The following is a 25,589-nucleotide window of genomic DNA, read 5'->3' on the forward strand; positions in this document are numbered from 1 at the left end:
GGTCTCGCCTGACGGCGCCGGGCAGTGTAGACATGGGCACATGGTGCGACTGCCCGGCCGGCCCGCGACTCGGCCGCCCCGTCCTTTCGGGCAACCGCGCGCACCGCAGGGGCTGCGGCCGGAGGGCAAGGGCGCGAACGGTGATCGGCCGGGAGTGCTGTGGTCGGCGGTGTCCGGGCGCAGTGTGGCCGGACAGGTGTTCGTCCTCCAGGTGGTGATCGTGCTGCTGCTGGTCGTCTCGGCCGTGGTGGCACAGGTGCTCCAGGTCCGGCACGACACCGACGTCGAGGCCGCCAACCGCTCCCTGGCCGTCGCCGAGACGTTCGCCAACGCGCCGGGCACGGCGGCCGCGCTGCGTGCCCCGGATCCGACGGCCGTGCTGCAGCCGAAGGCCGAGGCCGCCCGCAAGGCGTCCGGCGTGGACTTCATCGTCGTGCTGAACACGGACGGCATCCGCTACACGCACCCCAAGACCGACCGCATCGGCAAGAAGTTCGTCGGCACGATCGGCCCGGCCCTGGCCGGTGGCACGGTCACCGAGCACATCGACGGCACGATAGGCCCGCTCGTGCAGGTCGTGGTGCCCGTGAAGGACTCCGCCGGCACAGTGGTGGGCCTGGTGGCGGCGGGCATCACCACCGCCCATGTGGGCGGGGCCGCCGACCGGCAACTGCCGCTTCTGCTCGCGGCGGCCGCGGCGGCCCTGGCGCTGGCCACCGCGGGCACGGCCCTGGTCAGCAGACGCCTGCTGCGCCAGACGCACGGGCTCGGCCCGTACGAGATGACCCGGATGTACGAGCACCACGACGCGGTGCTGCACGCGGTCCGGGAGGGCGTGCTGATCGTCGGCGGCGACGGCCGGCTGCTGCTCGCCAACGACGAGGCGCACCGCCTGCTGGGCCTGCCCCAGGACGCCGAGCGGCGCCATGTGCTGGAGCTGGACCTGGACGAGGAGACGGCGGCGCTGCTCGCCTCCGGGCGGGTCGCCACCGACGAGGTGCATTTGGTCAAGGACCGGCTGCTGGCGATCAACCAGCGGCCCACCGACCTGCGCGGCGGCCCGGCCGGCAGCGTCACGACGCTGCGCGACTCCACCGAGCTGCGCGCCCTGTCCGGCCGCGCGGAGGTCGCGCGCGAGCGGCTCAACATGCTGTACGACGCCGGGGTGGGCATCGGCACCAGCCTGGACGTGACCCGCACCGCCGGGGAGCTGGCCGAGCTGGCGGTGCCCCGGTTCGCGGACTTCGCGACGGTGGACCTGTTCGACGCGGTGCTCAGCGGCGAGGAGCCGCGGCCCGGGACGGCGCTGCGCCGGGTGGCCTGTGCCGGCGTCCGCAAGGACGCCCCGTTGTACCCGGTCGACGAGCGCATCCGGTTCGTGGCCACCTCACCGCAGGCCCGCAGCCTGACCACCGGGCAGTCGGTGGTGGAGCCCCGGCTGCGCGAGTCGCGCGGCTGGCGCGCGCAGGATCTGGAACGCACCGACCAGGTGCTGGCGTACGGCATCCACTCGCTGATCACGGTGCCGCTCCGGGCGGGCAGCCTGTTGCTGGGCGTGGCGAGCTTCTGGCGGTCGGAGAAGCCGCAGCCGTTCGACGCCGAGGAGGTGGCCCTGGCCGAGGAACTGGTGGCGCGGGCGGCGGTGTCCATCGACAACGCCCGCCGGTACACGCGCGAGCACAGCATGGCGGTCACGCTCCAGCGCAGTCTGCTGCCGCGGTCGCTGCCCGAGCAGGGTGCCCTGGACATCTCCTACCGCTATCTGCCGGCGCAGGCCGGTGTGGGCGGCGACTGGTTCGACGTACTGCCGCTGTCCGGCTCCCGGGTGGCGCTCGTCGTCGGTGACGTCGTAGGGCACGGGCTGCACGCGGCGGCGACCATGGGGCGGCTGCGCACGGCCGTGCACAACTTCTCGGCGCTCGACCTGCCGCCCGACGAACTCCTCGGCCTGCTGGACGAGCTGGTGGTCCGGATCGACCAGGACGAGACCCCGGCGGAGGGCGCCGCCGTGGTCACGGGCGCGACCTGTCTGTACGCGGTCTACGATCCGGTCTCCCGGCTGTGCACCGTCGCCCGGGCCGGCCATCCGCCGCCCGCGCTGGCGCGTCCCGACGGCAGCGTGGACTTCCCGGACGTGCCCGCGGGGCCGCCGCTGGGCCTGGGCGGGCTGCCGTTCGAGACGGCGGAGCTGGAGTTGCCGGCGGACAGCCGTCTGGTGCTGTACACCGACGGGCTGGTGGAGGACCGGGAGCGGGACATCGACGAGGGGCTCGAACTGCTGCGCGACGCCCTGCGCCGTACGCCGGGGGCCTCCCCGGAGGAGACCTGCCGCGCCGTGCTGGACCGGCTCCCGAACCGGCCTCGCGACGACGTGGCGCTGATCGTGGCCCGCACCCGCGTACTGGGCGCGGACCGGGTGGCGCAGTGGCAGGTGCCGTCCGATCCGGCGGCCGTGTCGGAGGTACGGGCCTCGGTGACCCGGCAGCTGTCCGACTGGGACCTGGAAGAGTCGGCGTTCACGACCGAGCTGATCCTGAGCGAGCTGGTCACCAACGCCATCCGCTACGGACGCGGCCCGATCGGCGTCCGGCTGCTGCGTGACCGGACGCTGATCTGCGAGGTGTCCGACCACAGCACGACCTCGCCGCACCTGCGGTACGCGGCGAGCACCGACGAGGGCGGCCGGGGTCTGTTCCTGGTCGCGCAGCTGGCCGAGCGGTGGGGCACCCGCTACACCCCGAACGGCAAGATCATCTGGGCGGAGCAGCCGCTGCCCTGAGCGCCCGGCGCCCGCCGTCCTTCCGCCCGCAGAAATATGTTGAGGTCACGACAGCCGGCGAGTGATGATCGCCGGCATGTTCTCGCGCAGGAATCGCCGCCCCACGTCCGCCGACCTCCTCAAGGCCTGGGAATCCCTGGACTCCGGGGACGTGCCCGGCGCGCTGCGGCAGTTGCGGGCGGCGGGCGAGGAGCAGCCGCTCGCCGAGGTGGCGCTCGTGGTACGGCGGGCCGCCGGCTCGGCGGGCTTCGACGACCTCGCCGAGGCCGCGGCCGCGCTGACCGCCGCCCCCGAACGGCTCCAGGCGCTCTACGACTTCGGGTACGCGTGTGTCGAACGTGGCGTGCCCTACCTGGCGGTCCCCGCGCTCCGCGAGGCGCTGCGCCGCAGCGACGGCTCGCTCGCCGTGCTGCGGGAGCTGGTGTCCGCGTACGAGGCGGAGGGCCGGCACCGTGAGGCGGTGACCGAACTCGCCCGCCACGAGGGGAAGTCGGCGGACTGGCCGGACCGCTACCTGCTGGTGTTCAACGCCCTGATGGCCGGTGATCTCGAGCTGGCCCGGCGGCAGCACGCGCTGCTGGGCGAACCGGAGGACACCGTGTGGCAGCCCGCGCGGGAGCGGCAGGACCGGATGCTGGAGCGCGCGGCCGCCGCCGAGCGGGCGCGTACGCTCGGTCCGACCGATCTGCGCGGCTGGCAGTACGTGATCGCCGGCACCGTCCTGGGCACACTGTCCCCGTTCGGCTTCACCGCGGGCATGAACGGGCGTTACGCCTGGCTGCAGGACAGCCCGGACCGGTGCCTGCGCGGCCTGCTGCGGCTGCGGACGCTGCTGGACGCCACCGAGACGCGGCCGCGTTCGGTGTCCCTGCTCCCGGACCGGGACTCGATGATCCTCGGCCTGGCCGCGGCGGAGGTACTCGGCCTGCCGGCCGAGCCGTTCACGCCCGGACGCGCCGACACGGTGGTCGTCGCCTACGACCTCGACGGCCTCGCGGAGCACGACGGCGGCCCGGACATCATCGGGGACCTCTTCGAGCGCGCCCCGGGACAGGTGCTGCACGCGCACGCCGCCTGCTGGACGGACCCGCCCGCGATCACCGCGGACAGCGTCGGCCTGCTGCACCAGTCGCTCGTGACGCCCTGGGGCGAGCAGCTGCGCCAGGGCGCGGACGGCGGTGTCGAGCGGGGCCCTGCGGACGACCGTCCGGCGGCGGAGATCGCCGCCGGGATCACGGGTGCCGACCCGGCGGCGGACCCCGGGGACGGCGAGGGCCCGGAGGACGCCGACGCGGAGTTCGCCGCGTTCGCCACGGCCGTCAGGAGCACGTGGCTGCGCGGCGACCGGTCGCGTGTGCGGTCCGCCGGGCCCGTCCCGAGTTCCCGGTTCGCCTGAGCGAGGGCCGCGGTCAGCCGCCGTTGAGCCGCGAGCGCAGCAGCTGCTTGCCCAGTTCGGCGCCCTTGCGACTGTCGGCCTGGGCCTTGCGGAACAGGTCCACGACCTCGTTGTCCTTGTCACGCTCGGCGTCCTGGATGTACTGCTCCAGGCGCAGGGCGTTGCTCAGGCACGCCTCGACGTACCAGATCAGGTTGTAGTCCTTGTCACGGGTGCCGGTGACGTCGCCGGTCTCGCTGGTGCTGGTCATCCGGGGTCTCCTCCTTCTGTCGACCCTGTGTCGAACCACTTCGGGACCCCCGGGTACCCGTGCGACCTGTGGGCACACCGCCCGGCGACATCCGGTTGACCCGCCGGTTCCTCCGTCGTCGCAGGTGCCGGGGCCGGACACCGGGGGCGGTTCAGCCGAGGGCGCGGTCCAGGTTGAACGCGGCGCTGATCAAGGACAGATGGGTGAACGCCTGCGGGAAGTTGCCCTGTTGTTCACCGGTGCGGCCGATCTCCTCGGCGTACAGCCCGAGATGGTTGGCGTAGGTGAGCATCTTCTCGAAGGCCAGCCGGGCCTCGTCGAGCCGGCCGGCCCGGACCAGCGCCTCGACGTACCAGAACGAGCAGATGGAGAACGTCCCTTCGTCACCGCGCAGTCCGTCGGGGCTGGCCTGCGGGTCGTAGCGGTAGACGAGGGAGTCGGAGACCAGGTCCCCGGTGAGGGCGTCCAGGGTGGACAGCCACTTGGGGTCGGTCGGGGCGATGAACTTGGCGAGCGGCATCATCAGCAGCGAGGCGTCCAGGACGTCACCGCCCTCGTACTGCACGAAGGCGGACCGCGGCTCGGACCAGCCGCGGTCCATGATCCGCCGGTAGATGGTGTCGCGGGCCTGCCGCCAGCGGGGCAGCTCGGCGGGCAGCCCGCGCCGGTTGGCGAGGCGGATGGCCCGCTCGACGGCCACCCAGCACATCAGCCGCGAGTACAGGAAGTTCTTGCGGCCGCCGCGGGTCTCCCACACGCCCTCGTCCGGCTGGTCCCAGTGGTCGCACACCCAGTCGACCAGCCGGCACACGTCGTCCCACTGGCCGCTGGAGATGGGCTGCGCCCACTTGTCGTAGAGGTAGATGGAGTCGATCAGGGCGCCGTAGATGTCCAGCTGGAGCTGGCCGGCGGCGGCGTTGCCGACCCGGACCGGGGCGGAGCCCTGGTGGCCCTCCAGATGCGGCAGCTCGCGCTCGGGCAGCTCGGAGCGGCCGTCGATGCCGTACATGATCTGCAGCGGTCCGGAGCCGTCGCCCCAGCCGGGGCTGATGTGGGTGGTCAGGAACCGCATGAACGCCTCGGCCTCGCCGCTGAAACCGAGCCGTAGCAGCGCGTAGACGGCGAAGGCGGCGTCGCGCACCCACACGTACCGGTAGTCCCAGTTGCGCTCGCCGCCGATCTGCTCGGGCAGGCTGGTGGTGGGGGCGGCGACGATGGCGCCGGTGGGGGCGTAGGTGAGGAGCTTGAGGGTGAGGGCGGAGCGGTGCACCATCTCGCGCCAGCGGCCCCGGTAGCGGGACTGGTGCAGCCAGCGCCGCCAGTAGGCGACCGTGGCGTTGAACTGGTGCTCGGCCTCGGCGTGGGCGCAGCCGCGCGGGGTCACGTCGCCGTCGACCTGGTCGAGTGCGAACACCGCGGACTCGCCCTCGCCGAGCTTGAAGTCGGCGCGTGCGTCGCGGCCGTCGCACTCCAGGGCCACGGTCGAGGTCAGGGCCAGCGACCGGTCGGCCGACTCGAACAGGATTATGCCGTCCTGGGGGCGCAGGACGTGCGGGGCGGCGCCGTAGTCGAATCGCGGGGCGACCAGCACGCGGAAGGGGACGGTGCCGCGTACGCACACCACGCGGCGGATCAGCCGGTGCCGGCCCGCCTCGGTGGGCGCCTCACCGGCGACCGGCATGAAGTCCTGCACCTCGCCGACGCCGTCCTCGGTGAAGAAGCGGGTGATCAGCACGTTGGTGTCGGGGAAGTAGAACTGCTTGGTGCGTGCCCGCACGGCGGCGGCCAGCTCGAAGCAGCCGCCGCGCTCCGCGTCCAGGATCGCGGCGAAGACGCTCGGGGCGTCGAAGGAGGGGCAGCAGTACCAGTCGATCGTGCCGTTGCTGCCGACCAGAGCCACGGTGCGCAGGTCACCGATGAGCCCGTGCTCGGCGATCGGCAGATAGCGGGGGTGGCGGGGCAGACCCTCGTGGAACGGCGTCTCGGCCATCGCGGCCTCCCGGTACGTGGTGCGGGTGTTGTCCAGCTTAGGAGGGAGTACTTCCGTATGGCACGGGCAGGCGCTCCACACCCGCTCACGGGGCGCCTTCCGGATGCAGGGTGCGCCGAGGCGGGGAATGGTGAGAGTGTGCCCCATCGGGAGGCACCGGCACGGATGCGGTCATCCGGACCGAGGAGGAGGCATCATGTCGACATCCACACCCGAAGGATCCCGGTCGTCCGACGACCACTGCACCCCGGACGCCCTGCTCCACTCCGCTCCCTCGCGGGATGTCTCCCCTGAGGACCTGGTGATGGCGGCGGGCAGGGACGTCACCCCGAAGACCCTCGACTGGGCGCGTCGCAAGCTGGAGACGGAGGGTCCGGCAGCCATCGAGAAGCTGCTGCCCTAGGGCGGTCCGGGGAACGCACCGAACGAACGGGGAGGGCCGGCCGGGCGAACACGCCCGGCCGGCGGCGGCAGCGTGGGCATGGGGCCCTGGTCCATGACGCACCTCCTCGACGCAGACCCGGACCGCCGAGGTCGGTGCGCGCCTCGTGGCGGCCCCCGATCAGGTGGCGCCTACTTCGGGCAGACGGTGGCGGTCGAGGAGGGCGGCGGGCGGACGTCTCCCATGGGGTCGCGATCGAGCTTGCGATCCCACGAAACGGGCTTCGGCGTGCGGGGAGAAGGTCGCGTTCGTGGGGGGTACAAGCTCGACCTCCCTCCCCGGCGGCCCCTGGTTACGGTGGAGGGCATGGACCACCGACCCGGCGACCGCGCCGACAACCGCGCCGACATCCGGGACTTCCTGGCCAGCCGGCGCGCCAAGATCACCCCGGACCAGGCCGGACTGCCCACCAGCGGCCGACGCCGGGTCCCGGGGCTGCGGCGCGAGGAGGTCGCCGTTCTCGCCGGTGTCAGCACCGAGTGGTACACGCGCCTGGAGAAGGGCCACATCAGCGGCGTCTCCGAGGACGTTCTCGACGCGGTCGCCCACGCGCTCCGGCTGGACGCGGACGAACGCACCTATCTGTTCGACCTGGCCCGAGCGGCCCGGTCCGCCCGTCGTACGCCACCCCGCCGCAAGGACGTCGAGGTCCCGCCGTCCGTCCAGTGGCTGCTCGACTCCATGACGCTGTCCGCCGCCTTCGTGCGCAACGGCCGCCTGGACGTCGTCGCCGGCAACGCGCTGGGCCGGGCCCTGCACGCGCCGATGTTCGACAGCGACACCTCCGGCGGGCACCGCCGCGCCAACTTCGCCCGCTACCACTTCCTCGATCCCGGCTCCCAGCACTTCTTCGTCGACTGGGACGCCGGCGCGCACGCCACCGTCGCCCTGCTGCGCGCCGAGGCCGGGCGCGAGCCCCACGACCGGGCGCTGCGCGAACTCATCGGTGAGCTGTGCACGCTCAGCCCCGAGTTCCGCACCATGTGGGCCACGCACGACGTTCGCATCCGCCACGGGGGTGTCAAGCGGCTGCAGCACCCCGAGGTCGGCCGCCTGGAGCTGACCTACCGGTCTTTGGACCTGCCCGTGTCGGACCGGGCGGTGCACGACCTGACCCTCTACACCGCCGAGCCGGGCACCGCCTCCGAAGAGCGGCTCAGGCTCCTGGCGAGCTGGACCGCCAGCCCGTCCCAGGGGGCTGCAGAGGCCGTCCGCCGCCCTCGCTGAACGGGCCGGTGCCGGACGCCCCTGTCGAGCTGGTCAGGCGGTGCCGGGCGCTCAGCCGGGGCGTCCTGCTCGTGCGGCCGGTGTCCTGGATCCGGTGCGGCCGGAGCCGGCCGGGCCGCCCGGGGTCACTCCGGCAGGTCGGTCTCGTCCGGCACCACGTGAACGGCCGCCTCCTCCGCTCCCGCCGCTCCCCCGTCGATGCCCACGTCTCGGGCGACCTCCTCCTTGACGGTGTTCGGGTGGGCGCCCTCGTCCGGGGCGACCAGGCGGCCCGCGCGGGAGGTGCCGGCCTCGGGGTCGAGCGGCTCGCCCTCGCCGCCGGGCAGGTCGCCGACCTCGTCGCCGGCCGGTGCGTCCAGGTCCGGCACCTCCTGGCGGAGCCGCTCGTCCAGGGTCTCCCCCTCGTGCTGCTCGGCGGCGGTGGTGCCGTGCTTGGTGACGCCCAGCGGCCGCTCGGGCGGGGAGTAGCCCTCGTCGAGCATGTCGTCGTAGGTGCGCTCGTCGACCGCGTCCTGCAGGTCCAGGGGCCCGGCGTCCTCCTGTTCCTCGTTGGTACCGGTGGGCTGGTAGGCGTCGTCCGCCATCGGGGTCTGCTCGGACTGCTGGTCGCTCATCGTCGCCTCCTTCTCGGCTCGTGGGCGGTCCCGGTCCGCGTTTCCCGCAGGCGGCTCGTTAACCCCGGCAGCACACGAACAGGTCGGTCGGCGGACCGGTCGGCCAGGTCCGCCGTCCGCTTCTCCTCGATGCGGCCCGCCTCCCACGCCGGCAGGGCGACGGCCCAGGTGGCGAAGAATCGGAGATCCAGTCCCGGAAGGCGGCGTGCAGCCGAAGGAGTCGGTGTCGGCGCTGCGGCGCGAGGGTGCCGACGAGCGTGTCCCGGCCGATGGTGTGCGGGGCGAGGACGCAGCCGGCCGTCCCGCCGACCCTGATCCGCTCCTGCCGCGTCATGGAGCCGCAGACGCGGTGCCGGGCCGAGGGTGTGCTCTCGGCCCGAGCGGGGAGGGACGGAGCGGAATCAGGGGCGGCCGTCATCGGGAGGTGATTGCTTGCGGTGGTGCGGGTACGGCTGCGCTCCACAGCCTTGTGCCATCTGTCCGTGGCTGCAACGCAGGTGCAGTAAAGACCGCGGCAGGCCTTTGCCATGGGGAGGGAAAGCCGGGGCGCGGGCCGCAGGGAGGGCGACGAAGCGGCCGGCCGTACCCGCCGACGGCTCGTCGAGCGGTGCGGCGCGACCGGGGAGGTCAAGGCGTGGCGTGCGGGCCGTCCGGGCGGCCGGTGCGCTGCCGGACCATCTCGCGGCTGAGTTCCTCCGTCTCCGTCTCCGGCAGCCGTTCGAAACCGTCCTCGGTGATGACCGAGACGACGGGGAAGATGCGGCGGTTCAGGTCCGGGCCGCCGGTGGCCGAGTCGTCGTCCGCCGCGTCGTACAGCGCCTGGAGCGCGGTCGAGGCCGCCTCACGGCGGGTGAGGTCCGGCCGGAACAGCTTCTTCAGCGCGCCCCGGGCGTACGGGGAGCCGGAACCCTCGGCGTGGAAGTGCCGCTTCTCGTACAGTCCGCCGGCCGCGTCGAAGCTGAAGATCCGGCCCTGTCCGCCCTCGGGCGCGGAGAGGTCGTAGCCGACGAGCAGCGGGACGACGACGAGGCCCTGCATGGCCTGGGCGAGGTTCTGCCGGATCATGGCCGCCAGGCGGGTCGCCTTGGCGCCCAGGGTCATCGGTATGCCCTCGATCTTCTCGAAGTGGGTGAGTTCGACCTGGTAGAGCCGCACCATGTCGAGGGCGAGGCCGACGGTGCCGGCGAAGGCGACGGCCGTGTGGTCGTCGGCTGGGTGCACCTTCTCCAGGTCGCGCTGGGCGATGAGGTTGCCCATCGTGGCCCGGCGGTCGCCCGCGATCAGCACGCCGTCGCGGTAGGTCAGGGCGAGCACGGTGGTGCCGTGCGGGAACCGGCCGGGTGCCGTGCGGACGCCGGCCGGCAGCGGGGGCGCGGTGGGCAGCAGCCGGGGGCGGTGCGCGGCCAGGAACTCGGTGAAGGACGACGTCCCCGGCGTGAAGAAGGCCTCCCCCGGCAGACCCGCGCTGTCGTTCTCCGGCATGGCTCCCCCTCCTGTGGCACGTGGCAGTACCCGACTTCCTACCTGGAGCGGGCGCGTGGGAAACTCCCGGGCCTCACAGGGCCTTGCGCCGCACCAGCACGCCGAGCACCAGCAGGCCGGGGAGCAGGGGCAGCCACATGGTCAGCAGCCGGTAGCCGAGCACCGCGGACGCGGCGGCCGCCGCGGAGGTGCCGGACGCGGTGAGGGCGAGGGCGAGTGCCGCGTCCAGCGAGCCGAGGCCGCCCGGGGTGGGCAGCAGGGCGGCGGCGCTGCTCGCGGCGAGGTACAGCAGGGCCACCTGGAGCGGGGCGAGCGGCAGTGCGACGGCCTGGGTGACGGAGATGAGGACCAGTGCGTGCAGTGCGGCGAAGGCCAGGGAGCCGCCCCACAGGGCCGCCGCGCGGGCGGGGCAGGCGTGCACCGCGCGGATGTCCGCGAGGACGGCCGTGAGCGCCCGCCGGCAGCGCGGCCACAGGGGAACGGCCGGCAGGACCGCCACCAGGACGGCAACGCCCAGGGCGACGGCGACGGCCACCGGGGAGACGGGCGGCAGGCGCAGCAGCCCCGGGCAGGCCGGGGTGAGCAGCGCGAGCAGCGCCAGGCGGACGGCGGCACCCGAGGTGGCCTTGACGGCGAGCGCGCTGGCCGAGCGCCCGGCCGGCAGCCCGCAGCGCATCAGGAACCGCAGGTTCACCGCGCCCGCGCCGACCCCCGCGGGCAGCAGGTGGTTGGCGGCGGAGGCGGCGAACTGGGCGGCGACCAGCCGCGCCCCGGGCAACCGCCGTAACACGGCGCCCTGCTGGGCGAGGGCCGAGGCCGCCCAGGTGCCCGCGGCCGCCGTCGCGCCGACCAGCAGCCAGCCCTGGTCGGCGACCGCCAGCCGTACGGCCCCGCTCTCGACGGCGGCCCAGTGCCGATGGGCCAGGTACAGCGCGCCGAGCAGTACGGCGAGGCAGACGACGGCGGGCCAGTAGGCGCGCCGCCGGCCGAGGGGGACGGTGAGTTCCGCCGTGGATGTCATGAGTCGGCCTCCGGTACGACGTAGTAGAGCCGCACGTCGCCGAGGGGTGCGGACGCCCAGTGGCGGGCGTACCCGGGGGGCCGGGCACCCGCCGGCACGAGGACGGCCGCCGGGATCCGCCGGGCGGTCCGGACGATGCCGTCCTCGGTGCTGTTGGCGTTGTGCCCGCCCGTCGCGGCCGAGGAGCAGCCGGTGTAGAAGGCCACCGGAATGGCCTCATGTCCGGTGAGCAGACAGGGCGGGCGGACGCCCAGGCGGTGCAGGGTGCCCGCGGTGCGCGACCAGGCGCGGTGGGCGGCGGTGGTGCCGTGCACCGTGTGCACGAGGACGGCCAGTTGCACGGCGAGGTGGGCGGCGAGGCCCAGGCAGACCAGTGCCACGGCCAGGGGACGCCGGCTCCGGCGCGGTACGGCCGTCAGCGTCAGCAGCGCGTCGGCGGCCGGGACGGCCAGCAGGGCGTAGGCGGGCAGCAGGAAGCGGGGTGCGGCGTAGCCGATCAGGAACAGGTAGGGGAAGGCGGCCGTCGCCGCGCACAGGAGCGGCAGCGCCGTGACCGCCGTGCGGCGGGTGCGCAGGGCGACGGCCGGCGCGAGCACGGCGAGCAGCGGAAGGACGAACCACCACAGGAGGAACACCGGGTCGGGCAGCGCCCCGGTGCACGGCCGGCACAGCGTCCGCCCGCCGAGGCTGCGCAGCTGGTCCACGACGGCGACATGCCAGCCGAGGCCGCCCTGGATCGCCGAGGCGTCGGACAGGCGGCGCCCGAGGCCCCCGTACCCCGTGTACGCCTCGATCACCCACTCGACGGCGCCGGCCGCGAGCCCGGCGAGCAGCACGCACAACGCCCGCCGGTGGCCGCGTACCAGGCCGAGGGCGAGGAGCGGCAGGACGGCCCAGACGGCGTCCATGGGCCGCATCCACGCCATCAGCGCCGCGCTCGCCGCCAGGCCCCACAGGGCGGCACGGTCGGCGCGGTCGGCGCGGGCGCGCAGGAAGCAGGCCACGACGGCCAGGGCGCCCACGGCGACCCAGTAGTTGGGCATGGCCTGCGGGCCGTAGAACAGCGTCACCCACAGGGACGCGAAGAGGGCACCGGCCAGGGCGAGCACGCGGACCGGGAACAGGCCGCGCCAGGCGCGCAGGGCCAGATACAGGGCGAGGCCGGAGAGGACCGCGAGGTAGATCCGCAGCAGGGCCGTCGAGGACGACCAGGAGGCGATGGGCGCGACCAGCAGGGAGACGCCCCGGGAGCGGGGTGCGCTGAAGAAGGCGGCGGGTGCGTGCGCGCTGACCTGGCTGACGTACACCGTCTCGTCCCAGCCGAGGCCCATGCCGGGCCGGACGAGGAGCAGTTGGGCCAGGGTGAAGGCCGCCGCGACGGCCGCGATCGGTGCTTCGGTCCGCAGGCCCCGGGTGCGGCCGGACGGGCGCCGCACGTGCTCGCGTCCCGTTCCGCCGAGTGTGGTGTGCGCGCTGCCGGCCATGATCACCCCTCTGTCCCTGCGGCCCGTAGGGCCACTGCCGTCTCCAGCCCGCAGGACCGAGGGCAGGAGCCGCGGGGCACCAGCGCACACCCCCGGAGAACATGGCCAAACTAACCGGAATCGGCGCCGCCCGCCGGGTCGGTTACGGCCATCCGGCCGACGGCCCTACGCGCTGTAAGGTTGGGGCATGGCTGGCAGAGGGTCGCACGGCAGAGCGGAACGACGCGGCGCCGGGCAGCTGGAGAACGAGGTGCTGGCCGCCCTCTGGGCCACCGAGCGGCCACTGACCCCGGTGGAGATCCAGGCGGGGATCGGCGGCGGACTCGCGTACAACACGGTCCACACGATTCTCAAACGCCTGTACGACAAAGGGCTGGTGCTGCGGGACGCCGACGGGCGGCGTGGCGCGTACCGGCCCGCCAAGAACGCGGCCCAAGTGACCGCCGAGGCGATGCACGAGGCCCTGGGCCGGGGACCCGACCGCATCGCCGCGCTCGAGCAGTTCGTGACCGGGCTCAGTGCCGAGGAGGAGCGGGCGCTGCGCGAACTGCTCGCCTGAGGCCTGGGCGCTTACCAGGTGGGGCTTGCGGCCGGCACCTCGGCGAGGGACGAGTGGCCGTCCGCCGCGAGGCCCGCGGGACCGTCCGAGCCGCCGTCCGCCGGCCGCGCTCACCGTCCGAGCACCCGGTCGGCCGGGCCTGGCTCCTCCCCGGAACCAGGCCCCTGACGCCCTCGCCCTCCACCACCGCCCGGCCGGCCGCTGACGGCGAGCCGGGCCGGGGGCGCGACCGGCGTCATGGGTTTCGCGCGCCGCGGTGGCGTTCAGCCGCCGTTGGGCGCGCGGTGCGGCGGCTGCTCGGGGGTGGGACGGCGGACGACCGGCGGTACGGGCCGCACGGCGGGTTCGTCGGTGCTCACCGTCAGCGGCTCGCCGTGGTGGTGCAGGGTCAGCGGCGGACCGTCCAGCAGGGCGTACGTGGCCTTGTCGGCGCCTATGTCCACGCGCAGTCGGCGCCCGCGGAACTGGAGGTTGAAGGCGAGCCGGCGCAGCCGTTCCGGCAGGCGGGGCGCGAACCGCAGCCGTTCGCCGTCGCGGCGCATGCCGCCGAAGCCCGCCACCAGCGCCATCCAGGTACCGGCCAGCGAGGCGATGTGCAGCCCGTCCCGGGTGTTGTGCTCCAGGTCGTGCAGGTCCATCAGGGCGGCCTCGGCCGTGTAGGCGTAGGCGAGCGCCGGATGGCCCGCCTGGGCGGCGATGACGGCCTGGCAGCAGGCGGACAGGGAGGAGTCGCGTACGGTCAGCGGTTCGTAGTAGGCGAAGTTCCGGGCGATCTGCTCGTCGTCGAAGTGCTCGCCGCACGTGTACATGGCCAGCACCAGGTCGGCCTGCTTGACGACCTGTTTGCGGTAGAGGTCGAAGTAGGGGAAGTGCAGCAGCAGCGGGTACTGGTCGGGGCGGGTGCCGGCGAAGTCCCAGCGCTGGTAGCGGGTGAACCCGGCGTGCTGTTCGTGGACGCCGAGATCTTCGTTGTAGGGGACGTGCATGGCCTCGGCCGCGTCTCGCCAGGCCGCGCTCTCCTCCTCGTCCACACCGAGCCGCTCCGCCTCGCGCGGATGGCGTTCGACGGCGTCGGCGGCGGCGAGCAGGTTCTGGCGGGCCATGAGGTTGGTGTAGGTGTTGTCGTCGGCGACCGCGCTGTACTCGTCGGGCCCGGTGACGCCGTCGAGGTGGAAGACGCCGTGGCTGTCGTGGTGGCCCAGCGACCGCCACAGCCGGGCCGTCTCCACCAGCAGTTCCACGCCGACCTCGCGTTCGAAGGCGGTGTCGCCGGTGGCCCCGACGTACCGGACGACGGCGTCGGCGATGTCGGCGTTCACGTGGAAGGCGGCGGTGCCGGCCGGCCAGTACGCCGAACCCTCCGAGCCGGCGATGGTCCGCCACGGGAACGAGGCCCCGTCCAGCCCGAGTTGGGAGGCGCGTTCCCGGGCCTCGTCCAGGGTGTTGTACCGCCAGCGCAGCGCCTCGGCGACGGCCGCGGGCGCGGTGTGGGTGAGCACGGGCAGCACGAACATCTCCGTGTCCCAGAAGGCGTGCCCGTCATAGCCGGAGCCGGTGAGCCCCTTGGCGGGGATGGCGCGCTGTTCGGCGCGGGCTCCGGCCTGCAGGACGTGGAAGAGGGCGAACCGGACGGCCTGCTGGATCTCCTCGTCGCCCTCCACCTCGACGTCCGCGCGGGCCCAGAAGTCGTCCAGGCAGGCCCGCTGGTCCGCCAGCAGGCCCTGCCAGCCGTCGTGGGCGGCGGCCGCGAGGGCGGCGTCGACCTGGTCGGCCATCGCGGGCAGCGAACGGGCGCCGGACCAGCCGTGGGCGACCAGCTTCTCCACCCTGAGCCTCTGCCCCGGCTCCAGCACCGAGGTCACGGTCAGCCGGGCCACGTCGACACCGCTCTCGCTGCGCGTGGTGGTGCGCTCCGGACCGGTGACGACGTGGTCGGCCGCGACGGCCACCCGCAGGCCGCTGCGCCGGGTGCGGTGCACCAGCCGCAGCCGGTTGCCGGAGGCGAAGTGGTCCTCCTGCTCCAGCGGCGACTTCAGCGCGACGGCCGCGCGCGGGTCGCCGTCGGACTCGGGCAGGCTCTCGTTGGCGACCAGCTCCGACTGGATCACCACCCGGCTGCGGCTGCCGACGGCCTCCACCTCGTACGCCACCGCGGCCACCGCCCGCTGGGTCAGCGACACCAGCCGGATCGAGCGCACCCGGACCGTCGATCCGGCCGGGGAGGTCCACTCGCAGGTCCGCTCCAGCACCCCGCGACGCAGGTCCAGCACCCGCTCGTGGGCGACGAGCCGGCCGTAGCGCAGGTCGAACGGCTCGTCGTCCACAAGCAGCCTGATGACCTTGCCGTTGGTGACGTTGATGACCGTCTGACCGGACTCCGGGTAGCCGTATCCGGCCTCCGCGTACGGCAGCGGGTGTACCTCGTGCACGCCGTTGAGGTAGCTGCCGGGCAGGCCGTGCGGTTCGCCCTCGTCGAGGTTGCCGCGCCAGCCGACATGGCCGTTGGACAGGGCGAACACCGACTCGCTCTGGGCGAGGACGTCCAGGTCGAGGGCCGTTTCCCGGACGGTCCACGGTTCCACGGCGTACGACCGTTCGGTGATCACGGCTTGCCTCCCAGTTCGGCCAGGTCCTTCACGACGATGCTCGCGCCGTGGGCGTACAGTGCGTCGGTCTGTCCGACGCGGTCCACGCCGACGACGTAGCCGAAGCCGCCCGCGCGGCCCGCGTCCATGCCGGCGAGCGCGTCCTCGTAGACGGCGGCCCGGGACGCCTCGACGCCGAGGTCCCGGGCGGCGGCGAGGAAGGTGTCGGGGTGCGGCTTGCCCGGCAGGTTCCGTTCGGCGGCGACCACGCCGTCGATGCGGACGTCGAAGAAGTGCTCGGCGCCGACCGAGCGCAGCACGTCCCGGCAGTTGGCGCTGGAGGAGACGATCGCCGTGCGCAGCCCCTCGGCGCGGACCGCCTCCAGATAGCGCAGGGTGCCCTCGTAGGCCTCGACGCCGCCGGTGCGGATCCTGGCCAGGAGCAGGTCGTTCTTGCGGTTGCCGAGGCCGTGCACGGTGCGGGCGTCCGGCGGGTCGCCGGGGGTGCCCTCGGGCAGGTGGATGCCGCGTGAGTCGAGGAAGGCGCGGACGCCGTCGGCGCGCGGGCGTCCGTCGACGTACTCGTCGTAGTCGGCGGCCGCGTCGAACGGCCGCCCCTGCGCACCCTCGTAATCGCGCAGGAACGCGTCGAAGGTCTCCTTCCAGGCGGCCGCGTGCACGACGGCCGTCTTGGTGACGACCCCGTCGAGATCGAAGAGACAGGCCTGGATTCCGTCGGGCAGACCGAGCTGAGTCATACCCAGCACTGTTCCCCATGAGACGCCCTCCAGTGGGTGGCGCACACCACACCGGGCGCACTTCTCGGCAAAGCTTTCGATACGGGCTTCCCCGGTTCGCCCTCCGGACCGGATTCAGCGGGACTCCCCGGCCCGCCGGAACTCCTCGGTGTCACACTGTCCCCTGTGCCGCTGACCTTCGACGATCTCCTCACCCGTGCCCGTGCGCTCACCCGGGGCGGCCGACGGGCCCTCCTCGGTGTCGCGGGCAGCCCCGGTACGGGCAAGACGACGCTCGCCGAGCACCTGGTGCGGGCCCTCAACGGCGACGGTCCGCCCTGGGTGGCGCACGTGCCCATGGACGGCTTCCATCTGGCCGACGCCGAGCTGGACCGGCTGGGCCGCCGGGACCGCAAGGGCGCGCCGGACACCTTCGACGCGGCCGGGTACGCGGCGCTGCTGCGCCGGCTGCGCGAGGACACCGACGAGGTGGTGTACGCGCCCGGGTTCGAGCGGATGCTGGAGCAGCCCATCGCGGGCTCGATCCCGGTGCCGCCGGCCGCCCGCCTGGTGGTGACGGAGGGCAACTACCTGCTGCTCCAGGAAGGTTCGTGGGCGCGGGTGCGGCCGTGCCTGGACGAGGTGTGGTTCTGCGAGGTCCCCGAGGACGAGCGGGTCCGCCGGCTGGTGGCCCGGCACGAGGAGTTCGGCAAGGACCACGACACCGCCGTGGCCTGGGTGCTGGGCACCGACCAGCGCAACGCCGACCTGGTCGCGACGACACGGCAGCGGGCGGACCTGGTGGTGCCGGACGACACCCTGCCGTCGCCGTACGCCGTGCCGGACATCCGGTCCACCGGCCCCGGGCGCGACTGACCGATCTGCTCTGCCCCGGGGCGGGCAGCACGCTGTTCCTTGTACGGCCGCGTTCGCCGACGGGACGTGCGCGCCGGCGAGGTCGGGTCTGCGACCCCTGTTCGTGATCTGTGAACACCCTGCTCCGCGTTCACCTGTCGTACACGTCCACGTCGCCGGTTGGCGACGGGGCCCGGCCGCGCGGCCGGTTCGACCGGGTCGAGGTGAACTCCGACGGGCTGCGGGCCGTACCCGTGTACACGGCAGAGGGTCTGCCGGTACGACTCGTGCAGCGGTGACGCCCGCGGCGACCGGAGCGGTGCGACAGTAGGGCCGTGATCCGGCCCCCCAGCGCTCCCGCCACCGCACGGCCGGTGCCACCGCGGGGCGGATGATGGCAAGCGAACAGCACACTGTCCTCACCCGGGAGGCCGGTGCCGAGGGGCCCGCGCGGCCGTCCCCGGCCCGTCCCTCCTCCGGGGCGCGCCGGCACCGGCGGTGGCTGGTGCCTCTGCTGGCGGTGCTGCTGTCGGCACAGATGGCGGCGGCGATGGTCACCACGGCCGTGCAACAGACGCCCACCATCGACGAACCGGTGTACGTGGCGACGGCCACCGACTACCTGCGCGAGCACCGGCTGCGCTACAACCCCGAACATCCGCCGCTCGGCAAGCTGCTGATCGCGGCCGGTGTGGCGGTGGCCGACCCGCACTACGACGCGTCCTACACCGGCACGCAGGGGGACGTGGGCCGGCATCTGCTGTACGAGTCGGGCAACGACCCCTGGCGGCTGATGCTGTGGGCGCGGCTGCCGGTGATCGCGCTGACCGTGCTGTTCGGGCTGGTCGCCTTCGCGTTCGCCCGTGAGGTGACGGGGACGGCGGGCGGGCTGGTGGCGCTCGCGCTGTACGCCTTCTCGCCCGATGTGATCGCACACGGTGCGCTGGCCACCCTGGACGTGCCGGCGGCCGGGTTCGTGCTGACGTCGGCCTGGCTGGTGTGGCGGGCCCGCCGGCGGCCGGGACGGTACCTGCCGCTCGCCGGGGCGGCTCTCGGGGCGGCCGTGGCGACAAAAATGAGCGCACTGCCGGCGGTGCCGGTGCTGATGGCGCTGGCGGCGGTGTCGGTCCTGGCGTCCGGCCGGCCCGCCGGCCCACGGCGGAAGGTGCTCTCGGCGCTCGCCGGCGCCGCGGTCGTGGCGCTGGTGGCCGTGGTGGTCGTATGGGTCACCTATCTCGCCGTCGACCCCCGCCTGCGGTTCGTCCCCGCCGAACCCGTCCCGGCCGTCCACAGGTTGCGCGGACGGCTGGTGGACCTGCTGCCGCTGCCGCCCGCGTACCGGGCCGGGATGCGGGTGCAGTTCGGTTTCGAGGACTACCCGTGGCAGGGCTATCTCTTCGGGCACCTGTACACCGGCTCGCTCTGGTACTACCTGCCGGCCGCCCTGCTGGTGAAGACGCCGCTCGGGCTGCTGGCGCTGGGTGCGGCCGGTGCGGTAGCGGTCGTGCGGGTACGCCGGCTGCGGCCCGCGGCACCGTATCTGCTGCTGCCGCCCCTGGTGCTGCTGGCAGCGGCGATGACGGGGGCGCGGGACTTCGGCACCCGGTACGCCTTGTTCGTGCCGGTGTTCCTCGCGGTGGCGGCGGCCTGTGCGCCCGTGCCGCGCCGGCGGTGGACCGGGCTGCTGACCTGCGCGCTGGTGCTGTGCACGGCGGTGAGTTCGCTGCGGACGTTCCCGTACTACCTGCCGTACGCGAACGAGGCGTTCGGCGGCCCGGCGCACACCCATCGGTTGCTGCACGACTCCAACGTGGACTGGGGGCAGGACCTGGGCCGGCTCGCGGACCGGCTGCGGCAGCGGTACCCGGGCGAGCGGGTGTGGCTGGTGTACAAGGGCGCCGGCGTGCCGTCGGCCTACGGCATCCGCGCCGCCGATCCGCGCACGGTCGCAGCGGACCGGGTGCACGGGCTGCTGGTGGTGTCGGACTCGGCGGTCGCCAAGGCGCGCGGGAGGCTCGCCGAGCTGATCGCGAGCAGCCGGCCGGTCGGCGACGTGGGTCATTCGATCAGCCTCTACCGGCGCTGAGCACCCCTCGCTCAACCCCCTGGTCACGGCGGTCGGTGAGCTATGTTGAGTGCTCGTGGCAGACAAAGGAGGCGGACCGGTGCCCTCGCCGCAGCAGGCCCGCGCACAGGCATCAGCGATCACGTCGGGCAAGACCGCGCCCGAGGCCGAGGCCGCCCCGACCTCCCGGCTCCGAGAGCTGTTCGACGGGCCCCGTCTGTCACCGGGGCAGCGGCGTATCGCCCAGTACCTGATCGAGCACATCACCGAGGCCGCGTTCCTGTCGATCACCGAGCTGGCCGACCGGGTGGGTGTCAGCCAGCCGTCCGTCACCCGCTTCGCCGCCGCCGTCGGCTTCAGCGGCTACCCCGCGTTGCGCGAGACGCTCCAGTCGATCGCGCTGAGCACGCTCGCCGGCGGGCCCGGCGAGGAGAACCGCGCCAACGAACTCCAGGCGGCCGTCGACGCCGAGATCGAGAACCTGGAGAACCTGCGGCGCGACTTCGCCGACCCCGACCGGGTCATCCACGTCGGCCGGGAGCTGTCCCGCTCCACCCCGCTCACCGTGCTGGGCCTGCGCATCTCGGTGTCGCTGGCCGAGTACTTCGGCTACGCCGCCCGCCGCATCCACCCCGATGTGCGGCTGGTGACCCGGGGCGGCAGCGTGGCCTACGACGCGCTGCTGCAGGCCGGTGAGGCCGGCGGCACCTGGGTGCTGGCGTTCGCCATGCCCCGGCACTCCCAGGAGACGCTCCAGGCGATCCGGGTGGCGCGCGGTGCCGGTCTGAAGGTCGCGCTGGTGACCGATCTGGCGCTGGGGCCGCTGGCCGACGAGGCCGACATCGTCTTCGCCACCGGCACCGGCTCACGGCTGGTCTTCGACTCCTACGCGGCGCCGGGCGTGCTGGCCGCGGCGCTGCTGCAGGCCATGACCGACGCCGATCCGGAGCGCACCCAGGCCCGGCTGGAGAAGTACGAACAGCTCTCCGAGCAGCACCAGTTCTTCATGAGGGACTGAGCGGGGCGTCCGCCTGGCCCGGACCGTCCGGCCGATCCTTCCGTCCCCGCCGGGCCACTCGTGAAGATCTTGCGGTCTCGAAACCCCTGGACGGGGATCATTCACCGCATATCGCGCATGAATGTTTTCATACGTCTTGCAAAGCGGTCGGCATATATAAATACTGCTCACGGATCGCGCCCGACCCGCTCCGGGCACGTTCCGCACCCGCGGGCTCACAGCTCGCACACCGCCCCGAGAAAGCCGACGGACCGCCCATGCGCACGGACCACCGCACGCAGCGCCGGTTCCCGACTCCCGGGGCCCTTGCACGGACACCCCCAGCCGCCGTCTCCTACCCGCGTCGGCGCCCGGGGTGTACCGGGGCGCATCGTCCGCGCGAAGCGCCCGCGGCGGCCCCGGCCATCCCCTAGGCCGGGGCCGCCCCGAACCCGTCGGACCACCCTCACGACGCCGCACACCGGAAGCGATGATCATGCCCCTGACCAGCACCCGCATCAGCCCCGACTGGCCCTGCCAGGTGAAGACGCCGGGCAGCTACGACTGGGAGCGCTCGGCGGCCAAGTGGCTGCGCGAACTGATCCCCGCGCGCTACGCCAGCTATCCGGCACTCATCCGGCATCCCGTCCTGCTCGCCCGGCACGCGCAGATCCAGGTCCACCAGGAGATCCGGGTGGCGCGGACCGCCCTGCAGACCGCGCGGGCCGAACTGCCGATGCTGGGGCTGCCCGAGTCGGTCATCGAGCACACGATCAAGATGTACGCGGCGGAGGTCCTGCAGTTGCAGCACATCGCGCGCAGCGTCCGCGCGGTCTCCGAGGCGCTCGGCGGCCGCGGCACGGGCCGCTGAGCCGCCGTCCCCCTATCGCCCGCCGGTTCCGGCCGAGCGCCGTTCGTTTCTTTGGTGCGATCCGCTCCGCCTCGCCTGCCCACCTGGCCCGAAGCCCGATCCGGCAGACGAGTGATCGAACGGCCCCAGGTGTGCAATGCTCGTCGCGTGACGAGCGAGCCCGTGCCCTCGATGGACCCAGGCAACAGCGCCGATCTGGCGGCGCTGGCCAAGGTCGTGGCCCGGCAGCGCGCCGAGATGGAGCGGTTGCGGGACCTGGCCGCGACCTCCGCTGTCCTGGAGCGGGCCAAGGGCGTCCTGATGGCGGTCACCGGGTGCACCCCCGTCGCCGCCCACGAGGAACTGCTGCAGCGCGCCAAGGACGGCAACCGCACGCTCCTCGAGCAGTGCTGGCTGACCCTGGGCGCCCTGCTGCCGCCCCGGGAGCAGCCCTCCGGCACGGCCCCGGCGTCGCCCATGAGAGCGCCCGCCACCGTCGGCTCCTGGGAGGTCGCGCCCGCCGACACCGTGGACGTGGCGGCGGTGCTCGGGTATATCGGCCGGGACCTGGTCCGGGTCGGCTCGCCGCAGGAGCTGGCCGAGTGCCTGCGGGACCACCTGGCACCCGAGGTGCGCGCCGACGCCGTCATGCTCTACGAGCGGCTGCCCGAGGGCGGGCTCGAACTGATCGGGCACGCGGGCATCGACACCACCCTCGCCGCCCAGTGGCGGTACGTGCCCCCGCTGAGCGGAGTGGCCGCGTTCGACGCCCTGCAGGCGGGCGAGCCGCGGTGGCTGGAGGACCTCCCCACGGACCGCGCCCGGTACCTGCTGATCGGGGACCCGCCCGAGCGGTGGCTCACCCGGGCCTGGCTGCCCGTTCCGGCCGGGGACACCGCCTGCGTCGCCCTGGGCGTGCTGCGCCGGAACGACGGGCCGTTCGAGCCGCGCGAGCGGAAGCTGCTGCGGGCCGTCGCCCGATTGTGCGCGGGCCGGCTGCGGGCCTTCGACGCCCCGCCGGAACGCCCCGACGAGGACGGCATCGCCCCGACCGTGCAGGCCGTGTTCGACGCGCTGCCGGGCGCCGCGATCCTGCTCACCCCGCTGCGTACCGCCTCCGGCGAGGTGGAGGACTACCGCATCGACGCGGCCACCGCGGAAGCGGTCGACGTGTTCGGCCGCACCGGCCGGGACATGGTCGGCAAGCACATCCTGGAGAGCTACCCGTCCGTCGCGGGCGAACCCCTGTGGCACGGCTATCTGCAGGCCCTCGAGACCGGGACGCCCTTCGACGGCGAGCCGTTCGCCTACCAGGACTCCTCCGACGGAGTGCCCGTGACCGCCACCTTCTCGGTCCGGGCGGCCCCGCTGGGCGACGCCCTGCTGGTGACCTGGTTGCGGCACGACCCCGTGGAGCGGCAGGAGCAGAGGCTCTCGGACGTGCAGCGGCTCGGCAACCTCGGCTGGGCGAACTGGAACCTGATCACCCAGGAGATCTCCTGGTCCGCGCAGGCGTACGCCGTGCTCGGCCGGGGTCCCGGGCGAGGGCCGCTCCAGCTGGACCAGCTGCCGGACGTGGCCGTACCGGAGGACGCGGCACCCCTGGCGCACGCCATCGGCGAGCTCGTCCGCGAAGCCCGCCCGTTCGACGTCCCCTTCCGCGTCGAGACGCCCGAGGGCGTCCGGCATCTGCGGATGGTCGCGGAGGCCGTCACCGAGCCGGACGGCACCCCGGTCGAGGTGCACGGCTTCGTCCAGGACCTCACCGCGCAGCGCAGCGCGGAACTCGCGCTGGTGGAGAGCGAACGCGCGATGCTGCTGCAACGCGGGATCCTGCAGGCCGAGCGTGCCCTGGCCGCCCGGCTGCAGCACGCCCTGCTGCCGCTGCCCAGCAAGCCCGTCCAGCTGGCCGGGCTGCGCATCGAGGTCGCGTACCTGCCCGCGCAGTCCGGCATCCATGTCGGCGGCGACTGGTTCAGCGCCATCGAACTGCCCGACTACGACGCGCTGTTCGTGGTCGGTGACGTGGCGGGCCACGGCATCGGCGCCGTCGCCACGATGGCCCAGCTCCGGTTCACCGCCAAGGGCATGGTCAGCACCGGCTCCTCGCTGACCGGGGCGCTGGCACGGCTCAACCAGCTGCTGCTGCACTCCCGGGACAGCCAGACCACCGCCACCATGGTCCTGGCCCGCTACGATCCCGACGAGCACGTCCTGGCCTGGGCCCAGGCCGGGCACCCGCCGCCGCTGCTGGTGCGCCGCGGCGAGGTGCGCTTCCTCGACCGTCCCGGCGGCATGCTGCTCGGCGCGAGTGGGGCCCCCGTCTACGAGTCGGCGGAACTCCACCTGGAACCCGGCGACCGGCTGCTGCTGTACACCGACGGCCTGATCGAGCGCCCCGGCGAGGGCCTGGACGCCGGCTTGGCCCGGCTGGCCGAGGCGGTACGCGCCCACAGCTGCGCCGAGTCCGGCTCCCTGGACACGCTGCTCGCCACGATGCTCGCGGACGAGCGGCGGGACGACGTGTGCGTGCTGGACATCAGGATGCCGCTGGAGGACGACGTGCAGGACGTGAGCGCGTAGCCGGCCCCGCGCTGATCGCCCCTCCCCCGCACGACGGCGTGGCGCGCCCCGGTCCGCCGACCGCAGGCGGATGCACTGGTCCGCCTGACGCGGACGCCGGGGCGTTTCCATCGGCTCATTCGGCCGGGTGGCCGGCGTCGATGCCGTGCGCGTCGGACAGGCGCAGCAGCGGTCCGTCCCGCCCCTCGCCCGACCGCACCGGGTCGAGGACGAAGCCGACATGGTCGCCGCCGTCGGTGCGGTGAAGGATGGTGCCGACGAACCAGGCCGCCGCGTCCGTCAGGACGGCCGTACCCTCCGGGCCCTCCCCCCAGTCCAGCCGCGCGAACTTGTCGACCTCGTCGCCCGTCTCGCCCCCGAAGAGTTCGGCGAGATCCCGCTGGTCCCGGGTGAGCAGGTGGACGGCGAGGTGCTGCGCGGCCCGGGCGACGCGGTAGGTGCGGTTGGCCTTGGACAGCCAGACGGCGAACCGCAGCGGGTGGATGGAGCATTGTGAGGCGAAGCCGACCAGGCAGCCGGCCCGCTCGCCGTCGGCCACGGCCGTGACCATGCACATGTCGGGGTCCAGCCGGTCGAAGAAGCCGTCCGTGGCCGCGGTGTCGCCGGTGGCCGCCGTGTCGCCGGTTTCTCGGATGCCGACCGCCTCTCGTGTGTCATCGGGGTTCGGTGTGCCCTGTGTGTTCGTCATGCCGCTTCGCTCTCGTTCGCCGCTCGGTGTCCGGCCTCAACTCACCGCGGTGGGCGCGGGGATATCCGCCCGCCTCCTCCTGTTCCCGGCGTGCCGCTCATGAATCGGCACCAGGGGCGGCCCGTGACTCCAGGGCGCGGCGCGTGTCGTCGCCGTAGACGCCGGTCTCGTCCCCGCTGATGCCGTACCAGAGCTGGAAGCGGGCCACGGCTTCGGTGAGGGTGGCGTCGTAGACGCCGCTGGTGGAGCCGTCGCGGTAGACGTCCGGGACGTTCAGGAGGCGTTCCTGGAGGTCGGTGACCTCGGGGCCGGTGTCGCCCTGGCGGAGGGTGCCGGGGCCGTCGGGGTCGATGGCGGCCGTCGGTGCCGCCGACGCTGTGGGCACCGGTGCCACGGGGGCCGGTGTGGTGGGCGGTGCTGCGGTGGATGGTGCTGTCGTCGTGGGCTCAGGGGGCCGTGCGGTCGCGGCGGCCTCCTGGCGGCCGGGGAGCAGCAGGGCGCAGCCGAACCCGACGAGTGCGGCGGCGACCACGGCCCCGGCGACGGCGGCCCGGCGGGGTACGGACCCGAAGCCGCCGGTGGGGGGAGCGGTCCGGGGGTGCGCGGCCGGCACGGGCGGCAGCTCCTGGGTCTCCTCCTCGGCGGCCACCGGTGTCCGGGCCGCCGTGCGGTGCGGCCCCGGTGGCGTGCCGACGGGCTCGTAGGTGACCGGGTCCGGACGCATCTCCCGCATCAGCTCGGCGAGGGCGTCGAAGCGGCGGAGCCGCAGGACCCGGACGGGTCCCAACACCGGTCCACGGTGCGGCGGTTCGGGTTCGGGCGGTGTCGGCACCTGGCTCTCCTTCCGTCCCGTGCGTACGGGAGTCCGGGGTCCCCGTGCTGAGATACGGCGCGCGCGGCAGCCCCGTTCAGGGCTGACCCTCGGCGACGGCATCGGCCCCACCGCCGAACCCTGCACGTCCCGCCTCGCCGATCCGGGGGGCAC

Annotated in this window: 20 protein-coding genes; 10 read left to right on the plus strand and 10 right to left on the minus strand. The window is 73.8% G+C overall.

Annotated features, from left to right (window positions below; translation table 11 throughout):
• The first annotated feature begins 40 nt into the window (after positions 1-40).
• Both ACGFRF_RS38880 and ACGFRF_RS38885 read left to right on the plus strand, forming a co-directional pair.
• A complete protein-coding gene (locus tag ACGFRF_RS38880; protein WP_393748391.1) occupies positions 41-2,779 on the plus strand; it encodes a SpoIIE family protein phosphatase in 2,739 nt (912 codons plus the stop codon).
• 76 nt (positions 2,780-2,855) lie between these two features.
• Positions 2,856-4,175, plus strand: a complete 1,320-nt coding sequence (locus tag ACGFRF_RS38885) for a tetratricopeptide repeat protein (protein ID WP_393748393.1) — start codon at positions 2,856-2,858, stop codon at positions 4,173-4,175.
• Positions 4,176-4,188: 13 nt separating this feature from the next.
• On the opposite strand, the gene ACGFRF_RS38890 is transcribed toward ACGFRF_RS38885, so the two are convergent.
• Together ACGFRF_RS38890 and ACGFRF_RS38895 are read right to left on the minus strand one after the other, a co-directional pair.
• Positions 4,189-4,425 (minus strand): hypothetical protein, encoded by a 237-nt coding sequence (locus ACGFRF_RS38890; protein WP_393748395.1) that lies wholly within the window; start codon positions 4,423-4,425, stop codon positions 4,189-4,191.
• 151 nt (positions 4,426-4,576) lie between these two features.
• Positions 4,577-6,415 carry a glycoside hydrolase family 15 protein gene (locus tag ACGFRF_RS38895; protein ID WP_393748397.1) on the minus strand — a complete coding sequence of 613 codons (1,839 nt, stop codon included), beginning with the start codon at positions 6,413-6,415 and terminating at the stop codon, positions 4,577-4,579.
• Between the two features lie 196 nt (positions 6,416-6,611).
• Between ACGFRF_RS38895 and ACGFRF_RS38900 the strand changes: the two genes are divergently transcribed.
• Together ACGFRF_RS38900 and ACGFRF_RS38905 are read left to right on the plus strand one after the other, a co-directional pair.
• Positions 6,612-6,818: a hypothetical protein gene (locus tag ACGFRF_RS38900; protein ID WP_393748399.1), complete on the plus strand. Its 207-nt coding sequence runs from the start codon at positions 6,612-6,614 to the stop codon at positions 6,816-6,818.
• Positions 6,819-7,163: 345 nt separating this feature from the next.
• The gene (locus ACGFRF_RS38905) at positions 7,164-8,084 is read left to right on the plus strand and encodes a helix-turn-helix domain-containing protein (protein WP_393748400.1); all 921 of its coding nucleotides are present in this window, start codon (positions 7,164-7,166) and stop codon (positions 8,082-8,084) included.
• A gap of 125 nt (positions 8,085-8,209) precedes the next feature.
• Here the strand turns inward: ACGFRF_RS38905 and ACGFRF_RS38910 are convergent, their stop codons facing one another.
• The 4 genes from ACGFRF_RS38910 to ACGFRF_RS38925 all read right to left on the minus strand — a co-directional run bounded on the left by ACGFRF_RS38910 (position 8,210) and on the right by ACGFRF_RS38925 (position 12,685).
• Positions 8,210-8,698 (minus strand): DUF5709 domain-containing protein, encoded by a 489-nt coding sequence (locus tag ACGFRF_RS38910; RefSeq protein WP_393748402.1) that lies wholly within the window; start codon positions 8,696-8,698, stop codon positions 8,210-8,212.
• Positions 8,699-9,325: 627 nt separating this feature from the next.
• A complete protein-coding gene (prcB, locus tag ACGFRF_RS38915) occupies positions 9,326-10,180 on the minus strand; it encodes a proteasome subunit beta (protein ID WP_393748404.1) in 855 nt (284 codons plus the stop codon).
• Between the two features lie 73 nt (positions 10,181-10,253).
• Positions 10,254-11,201 (minus strand): lysylphosphatidylglycerol synthase domain-containing protein, encoded by a 948-nt coding sequence (locus ACGFRF_RS38920; protein ID WP_393748406.1) that lies wholly within the window; start codon positions 11,199-11,201, stop codon positions 10,254-10,256.
• A complete protein-coding gene (locus tag ACGFRF_RS38925; RefSeq protein WP_393748408.1) occupies positions 11,198-12,685 on the minus strand; it encodes a hypothetical protein in 1,488 nt (495 codons plus the stop codon). Before ACGFRF_RS38925 ends, ACGFRF_RS38920 begins: the two co-directional genes overlap by 4 nt.
• 187 nt (positions 12,686-12,872) lie before the next feature.
• On the opposite strand from ACGFRF_RS38925, the gene ACGFRF_RS38930 reads away from it, so the two are divergent.
• Positions 12,873-13,244: a BlaI/MecI/CopY family transcriptional regulator gene (locus tag ACGFRF_RS38930; RefSeq protein ID WP_393748410.1), complete on the plus strand. Its 372-nt coding sequence runs from the start codon at positions 12,873-12,875 to the stop codon at positions 13,242-13,244.
• A gap of 263 nt (positions 13,245-13,507) precedes the next feature.
• Here ACGFRF_RS38930 and ACGFRF_RS38935 read toward each other — a convergent pair whose 3' ends face one another.
• Entirely contained in the window at positions 13,508-15,850 is a 2,343-nt protein-coding gene (locus tag ACGFRF_RS38935) for a glycoside hydrolase family 65 protein (protein ID WP_393748412.1), read from the minus strand.
• Positions 15,847-16,587, minus strand: coding sequence for a beta-phosphoglucomutase family hydrolase (locus ACGFRF_RS38940; protein ID WP_393748414.1), 741 nt, complete (start codon positions 16,585-16,587; stop codon positions 15,847-15,849). The genes ACGFRF_RS38935 and ACGFRF_RS38940 overlap by 4 nt, the downstream gene beginning before the upstream one ends.
• A 165-nt stretch (positions 16,588-16,752) precedes the next feature.
• Between ACGFRF_RS38940 and ACGFRF_RS38945 the strand changes: the two genes are divergently transcribed.
• The 5 genes from ACGFRF_RS38945 (at position 16,753) to ACGFRF_RS38965 (ending at position 23,916) form a co-directional block, all read left to right on the plus strand.
• Positions 16,753-17,442: a nucleoside/nucleotide kinase family protein gene (locus ACGFRF_RS38945; RefSeq protein WP_393748416.1), complete on the plus strand. Its 690-nt coding sequence runs from the start codon at positions 16,753-16,755 to the stop codon at positions 17,440-17,442.
• A gap of 370 nt (positions 17,443-17,812) precedes the next feature.
• Positions 17,813-19,507, plus strand: a complete 1,695-nt coding sequence (locus ACGFRF_RS38950; protein WP_393748418.1) for a phospholipid carrier-dependent glycosyltransferase — start codon at positions 17,813-17,815, stop codon at positions 19,505-19,507.
• 79 nt (positions 19,508-19,586) lie between these two features.
• The gene (locus ACGFRF_RS38955; RefSeq protein ID WP_393748464.1) at positions 19,587-20,504 is read left to right on the plus strand and encodes a MurR/RpiR family transcriptional regulator; all 918 of its coding nucleotides are present in this window, start codon (positions 19,587-19,589) and stop codon (positions 20,502-20,504) included.
• Between the two features lie 469 nt (positions 20,505-20,973).
• The gene (locus tag ACGFRF_RS38960; RefSeq protein WP_393748420.1) at positions 20,974-21,354 is read left to right on the plus strand and encodes a hypothetical protein; all 381 of its coding nucleotides are present in this window, start codon (positions 20,974-20,976) and stop codon (positions 21,352-21,354) included.
• A 171-nt stretch (positions 21,355-21,525) separates the two neighbouring features.
• Positions 21,526-23,916, plus strand: a complete 2,391-nt coding sequence (locus ACGFRF_RS38965; protein WP_393748466.1) for a SpoIIE family protein phosphatase — start codon at positions 21,526-21,528, stop codon at positions 23,914-23,916.
• Between the two features lie 115 nt (positions 23,917-24,031).
• On the opposite strand, the gene ACGFRF_RS38970 is transcribed toward ACGFRF_RS38965, so the two are convergent.
• Together ACGFRF_RS38970 and ACGFRF_RS38975 are read right to left on the minus strand one after the other, a co-directional pair.
• Positions 24,032-24,472, minus strand: a complete 441-nt coding sequence (locus tag ACGFRF_RS38970; RefSeq protein WP_393748468.1) for a flavin reductase family protein — start codon at positions 24,470-24,472, stop codon at positions 24,032-24,034.
• 229 nt (positions 24,473-24,701) lie between these two features.
• On the minus strand, positions 24,702-25,436 hold the full coding sequence (locus tag ACGFRF_RS38975; protein ID WP_393748422.1) for a peptidoglycan-binding protein: 735 nt from the start codon (positions 25,434-25,436) through the stop codon (positions 24,702-24,704).
• Between the last annotated feature and the right edge of the window lie 153 nt (positions 25,437-25,589).

Source organism: Streptomyces sp. NPDC048521, assembly GCF_043199855.1.
GTDB lineage: Bacteria > Actinomycetota > Actinomycetes > Streptomycetales > Streptomycetaceae > Streptomyces.